Source organism: Rhodococcus sp. 05-2254-2 (genome assembly GCF_002259095.1).
Classification (GTDB): Bacteria; Actinomycetota; Actinomycetes; order Mycobacteriales; family Mycobacteriaceae; genus Rhodococcoides.
Genome location: NZ_NOZJ01000025.1, coordinates 1 through 751, shown reverse-complemented (window position 1 = coordinate 751; position 751 = coordinate 1). Strand labels below are relative to the sequence as shown.

The window sequence follows — 751 nt, the reverse complement described above, 5'->3', positions numbered from 1 at the left end:
CAGGCCCGCTACGGTGGGGGCTTCCATGAGTGCACGGACGCTGATTTCACAGTCGAAGGTTTCCTGCACGGCGGCTACGACACGCATCGCAGAGAGCGAGTTGCCGCCCAGGTCGAAGAAGGAGTCGTCCACGCTGACTCGCGGCAGGTCGAGAACCTTCGTGAAAATGCCGGAGATAATTTCTTCAACCGGAGATGACGGCGCTCTGTGAACGCCGCTGGCGAATTGCGGCTCGGGCAACGCCCATTTGTCCAGCTTGCCGTTGACAGTTAACGGCAACTCGTCGATGACCATCACCACGGCCGGAACCATGTACGCAGGCAATCGCGCGGCAACTCGTTCGCGCAGCGCCCCACCATCGATTCCCGCAGACACCTCGGTAGGTACGACGTAGCCAATCAACTGCTTGCCGGTATCGGTATCACGGGCCACCACTGCCGCACGCTCCACTCCGGTCAAGGCAGCGAGTGTTGCTTCCACTTCACCGATTTCGATGCGGTAACCACGAATCTTCACCTGATCGTCAGAGCGACCCACATACTCCAGCTCGCCGTCGTGATTCCAACGAACCAGATCGCCGGTGCGATACATCCGCGAACCCAAAGGGCCGAGCGGACACGCGACGAATCGCGATGCCGTCAAGCCCGGCCGTCGCACATAACCGCGTGCCACACCCCGCCCCGCGACATACAACTCACCAACCACACCGATCGGAACCCGCCGCAAACCGGAATCCAACACAAACAACGCA

Annotated in this window: 1 protein-coding gene; it reads right to left on the bottom strand. The window is 60.7% G+C overall.

Annotation, left to right across the window (positions count from 1 at the left end; all coding sequences use genetic code 11):
* Positions 1-751 (bottom strand): phosphopantetheine-binding protein (locus tag CH283_RS27900; RefSeq protein WP_141214695.1); only part of this gene is annotated, 751 nt, incomplete at both ends.